The following is a 4,283-nucleotide window of genomic DNA, read 5'->3' as shown; positions in this document are numbered from 1 at the left end:
ACAAAAACAGACAAAGGATTCTCTCTTTAGACTCTTTTGACACAGAAGAGTTTTTAAAATCACTTAAAAAATCAGAAGATATAGTAGAGTTTATGGCTGAGACGATAGATACATTTCAAGATTTTTATAAGCCTTCACTTGATAACAAAAACTTCTCTCTTACTGATACAATACTCGAAATCCTTACAATTGTTGAGGGGACTTTTTATTTTGATGATATAAAAATATATATCATCTCTCATGAAAAAGAGCGTAGTTTTGGAAACCAAAATGAGTTTTCTCAAGTAGTTTTTACTATTTTAAACAATGCAAGAGAGATTTTTAAACTCAGAGACACTATAAAGCCGGAGATACATATCGCTATTGAAGATAAAAGGGTAACCATTAGAGACAATAGTGGAGGAATAAAAGAAGAAAATTTTGACAATATTTTTAACTATAACGATGGAATTAGCGATGAGTTATACTTAGGTCTTTATATGTCAAAAATATTAGTTGAGAAAAACGGCGGAGTTATAACTGCAGCAAATTCAAAAGATGGTGCTAGCTTCACCATAGAGTTTTTAACTTGGATAGAGTAGCTAGGCTTTTTTAAAGATAAGAAGTGTCTTATCTTTTGTGTCATACAAAGAGAATGTCTGCTTATCAAATAGCTTTAGAGATTTTGGTTTTTCAAAGATTTTTAGCTTATGAAAATACTGAACTATCGTATCTTGATACTTTTTATATCTCTCATCTTCACATTTCTCAAACATAGTGAATTTTGTAAATAGTTTATCATCTTCAAATACAGCATCCACAACTAAAAACTCTCTCTCATTCTCACTACTCATACTACCCTCAGCAACATCTTTAAAGCCATAAAGTGTGTTAATATCTGCGATAAAAACTCCATCATCATTTAACCTAAGTGCCACTTCATCCAAGAACTTAAGTAGTTCACCTTCATTTAAAAAGTTTAGTACATCAAAGATAGCTACTATTGCGTCATACTTGCCATCAACTTTTGATATATCAACACACTCAGCATCTAATCCATCAGCTTTGCATTCATCTGCCATAACTGAGCTAAGGTCAATTCCTTTACATGTAACGCCATCGCTTATCATGCGCTTCATAAAACCACCACGACCACAGCCAACGTCTAAGAGTGTTTTAACGCTGTAACTATCTAACTCTGAGCGGTATAGATCATAGAGTGCTTCTGTTGCCTCTTCTATGCCTAAGAGATGTTCTGCTTTTGCATATAGATCAAGATTTGTCATTTTGCTCTGCATCAATTACGCTTTTTATTTTTTCATAGATATCAAGCACTTCATCTTTTTTAGCAATATAACTATTTTTATTTGCAATAAGATAAGTTGATGAAGTCATAATATCTTGTACAACTTCAAGCCCGTTTTGCTTCATTGTTGTTCCTGTCTCTACAACATCAACTATCATATCAGCAAGTCCGATAAGTGGAGCTAGCTCGATAGAGCCATATAGTTTTATGATGTCAACTGAGACAGCGCGCTCTTCAAAGTAACGTTTTGTGATGTTTACCATCTTTGAAGCAACTTTTAAATCTGGTTTGTTCAAATCAAACTTCTCGCCATTTTTCATACCAATAGCAACTTTACAGATACCGCGCTTCAAATCAAGCAGACGAATAACATCAAGTCCCTGCTCTTCTAAAGTGTCAAGTCCTACAACTCCGATATCTGCAGCTTGATGAAAAACATACGTAGCTACATCTTGATTTCTTACAAGTAAGAAGCGAAACTTTGGAGTATCTAAGATTAGTTTTCTATCATCAAACGCAAAATCATCCCCAAAGATAGTTTTAAAAATCTCTAAAGTCTCTTGTGCAATGCGCCCTTTTGGAAGTGCAATCGTTAGCATAAATTAGCCTTTTTCATAATATTTTTCATCCCTTTAAAAAGCAGTAACTCATCTACTTGTGAGTCCAAAAAAAGTTTTGCAAACTGCTTTGCATCTCCGCCTGTAAGATATACTTGCATACCATAGGAGCTAACCTCTCTGTAAAGAAGCCCTAAGTATCCATAGCTTATGGCATCACGAGAATTTTTCGGCATTTTATCTAAATCAAGCTCAAAGTTAAATGAGTACTCAAGTGCCAAAGATATATTTTTATAACACGCACTCATAGCATTAACTCCTGCGTAGATAAAACCACCCTCGAAGTTACCGCCCTTTATTATGTCTACAGTGATTGCACTTCCAGCATCTACAACAACACCGTTATCTATTGCTTCACATGCCATTATTCTATCTATTCCCATTGTTTTATAGTATCTACTCATATCTACATGTAATGATAAATCTACCCAGTTTGTTAGTAAACCTAGACGTTCTTTAACACTGTTATTTACACATATATAAAAAATTTTTGTCTTTATGGATGATGGGTCAAAGAGTTTTATATCCTCTTTGTATGATGAGAGCTCATCGTAAAAGTGATAGGTTGTATTTCCTATGTCACAAAGAAGCATTACTGGATTTTCCAGCCTAACTCAAGAAGTGCATTTTTTGCTTTTGAGCAAAGTGGAGCATCTATAAAAATAGTTTTGTGTTTAAAATTGTGCCCAAAAAAAATAGTAAGTTTTGCATAAATCTCTTCAAATTTATGAACATCTTTCATAAGTAGTTTACTCTTTTGACTAATAGCAAAAATAGCCCAGAAATACCCAGTGATATCTGTCGCTTTATATATTTTGATTCTATTTCTCACGCCTAACTCTTTAGGAAGAATCTCTTGCATTTTTTTGTAAAGTTTGCCCTTTTTTCTAAAAGAATCTACTATTATCTGCATAATTTCCACACCTTTGTTTTATAAAAAATGATTTTATCTAAAAGTTGTTTAGCATAAGATTTATTCTAAACAACTAGATATAATTGCATCCATGAAAATTATAAAGACTAAACTAAACTACTTAAAAAATTATATAAAATTTGATCTTAGTACTATTTCTATTGATGAAATCATCCCTTTTGATATTTATATTAAAAAAGATAACGATTATGTAATTATTATCGAAGCTGGTACTCTTCTTATAGAGGCTCTTTATACTAAACTTAAAAACTATGAAAACCTATTTATTTCTAAATCAGATGAAAATAAACAGATACTCTCATGTGAAAGTTTAAGGTATTATATACGTCACAACAGAGATAACCATCCAAAAAGAATTGCCATTCTTTATGATGTAACTTCTAGACTTTTTGATACTTTTATTAGCGACAAAGAAAACAAAATAGACGCAAACTGCGCTGAATTAATTATAAAATCAATCACTTTTCTTCTTAGATATGATAATTTATTTATAAAAAATACTATGCCATACTTAAAAAATGAGGATTTACTAGAGTATCACTCTTTACATGTAGCTATCTACGCTCTTGCACTTGGGCATGCTCTTAAATACTCCGATGCTGAGTTAGTTCAGCTAGGAGTTGCGGCACTTTTACATGATGTTGGTCTTAAAAAAATTGAATCTAACATTATTACTAAAGAGACAATTCTTAGTCCTAATGAGAACCAAATTGTTCAAAAGCACTCTAGCTATAGTGTAGAAATTATAAAACATAATAAAATCTTAGATCCATACATCTTAAATGCTGTAATGCATCATCATGAACGTTATGATGGAAGCGGTTATCCTAATGGGCTTACAAAAGATGATATTAGTGATTTTGCTTCTATCGTAGGAATTTGTGATGTTTTTGACGCACTAACAAGTAATAGACCTTATAGAAAAGGTTTTTCATCTTTTAATGCTCTTAAGTTAATGATGAAAGATCCTCATATGATGAAGCAATTTAATCAAAAATATCTTCTTATAGGTCTTAAAATACTCTCTCTTGGGCATGCCTAAGAGTAGATAAGTCAGAACTTTAACTTTATACTCGTCATTTCTCTATCTTTAGAAGAGATTTCTATACCAATGTTGTATCTACTGCATACTCTTTTTACTATATCAAGCCCTATTCCAAAGCCGCCCTCAGCATCATTTGCTCTGTAAAATCTCTCAAATATTTTCTCTTGAAGCTCTTTTTTTATTCCTACGCCGCTATTGCTTATAATGAACTCACTATCTTGAAGTTTTATCTCGATTACTCCGCCGTGTTTATTGTACTTTATTGCGTTTGAGAGAAGATTGCTAAATAGTCTTTGCGCACTTACACATCGATAGTGAAAAACATATCTTCTAACTTTTTATCAATCGTGAGTGATTTTTTACTTGCCAAATCTTCATAAAGTGTAAGCTCGTTTTCTATGA

The 4,283-nt window shown here is 32.3% G+C and carries 6 protein-coding genes and 1 pseudogene; 2 read left to right on the top strand and 5 right to left on the bottom strand.

The features are described 5' to 3' along the window. Positions 1 to 581 (top strand): ATP-binding protein (locus PHI38_RS09440; protein WP_299855499.1); only part of this gene is annotated, 581 nt, incomplete at its 5' end. On the opposite strand, the gene PHI38_RS09435 is transcribed toward PHI38_RS09440, so the two are convergent. The 4 genes from PHI38_RS09435 to PHI38_RS09420 are packed head-to-tail and all read right to left on the bottom strand — an operon-like array spanning position 582 to position 2,815. Next, positions 582 to 1,277, bottom strand: coding sequence for a class I SAM-dependent methyltransferase (locus tag PHI38_RS09435; protein ID WP_299855497.1), 696 nt, complete (start codon positions 1,275 to 1,277; stop codon positions 582 to 584). After that, entirely contained in the window at positions 1,252 to 1,884 is a 633-nt protein-coding gene (gene hisG / locus PHI38_RS09430; RefSeq protein ID WP_299855495.1) for an ATP phosphoribosyltransferase, read from the bottom strand. The genes PHI38_RS09435 and hisG overlap by 26 nt, the downstream gene beginning before the upstream one ends. Further along, positions 1,878 to 2,495: a type III pantothenate kinase gene (locus tag PHI38_RS09425; protein ID WP_299855493.1), complete on the bottom strand. Its 618-nt coding sequence runs from the start codon at positions 2,493 to 2,495 to the stop codon at positions 1,878 to 1,880. The genes hisG and PHI38_RS09425 overlap by 7 nt, the downstream gene beginning before the upstream one ends. Continuing rightward, a complete protein-coding gene (locus tag PHI38_RS09420) occupies positions 2,495 to 2,815 on the bottom strand; it encodes a hypothetical protein (RefSeq protein WP_299855491.1) in 321 nt (106 codons plus the stop codon). The genes PHI38_RS09425 and PHI38_RS09420 overlap by 1 nt, the downstream gene beginning before the upstream one ends. 91 nt (positions 2,816 to 2,906) lie before the next feature. On the opposite strand from PHI38_RS09420, the gene PHI38_RS09415 reads away from it, so the two are divergent. Beyond that, the gene (locus PHI38_RS09415) at positions 2,907 to 3,878 is read left to right on the top strand and encodes an HD domain-containing phosphohydrolase (protein ID WP_299855489.1); all 972 of its coding nucleotides are present in this window, start codon (positions 2,907 to 2,909) and stop codon (positions 3,876 to 3,878) included. An 11-nt stretch (positions 3,879 to 3,889) separates the two neighbouring features. Here the strand turns inward: PHI38_RS09415 and PHI38_RS09410 are convergent. Further along, positions 3,890 to 4,168, bottom strand: a pseudogene (locus PHI38_RS09410) (sensor histidine kinase); the annotation flags it as partial. Between the last annotated feature and the right edge of the window lie 115 nt (positions 4,169 to 4,283).

This window comes from Sulfurimonas sp., assembly GCF_028694895.1.
GTDB lineage: Bacteria > Campylobacterota > Campylobacteria > Campylobacterales > Sulfurimonadaceae > Sulfurimonas.
Note: the sequence above shows the minus strand (reverse complement) of the source record. Positions and strands in the feature narration are given on the sequence as shown.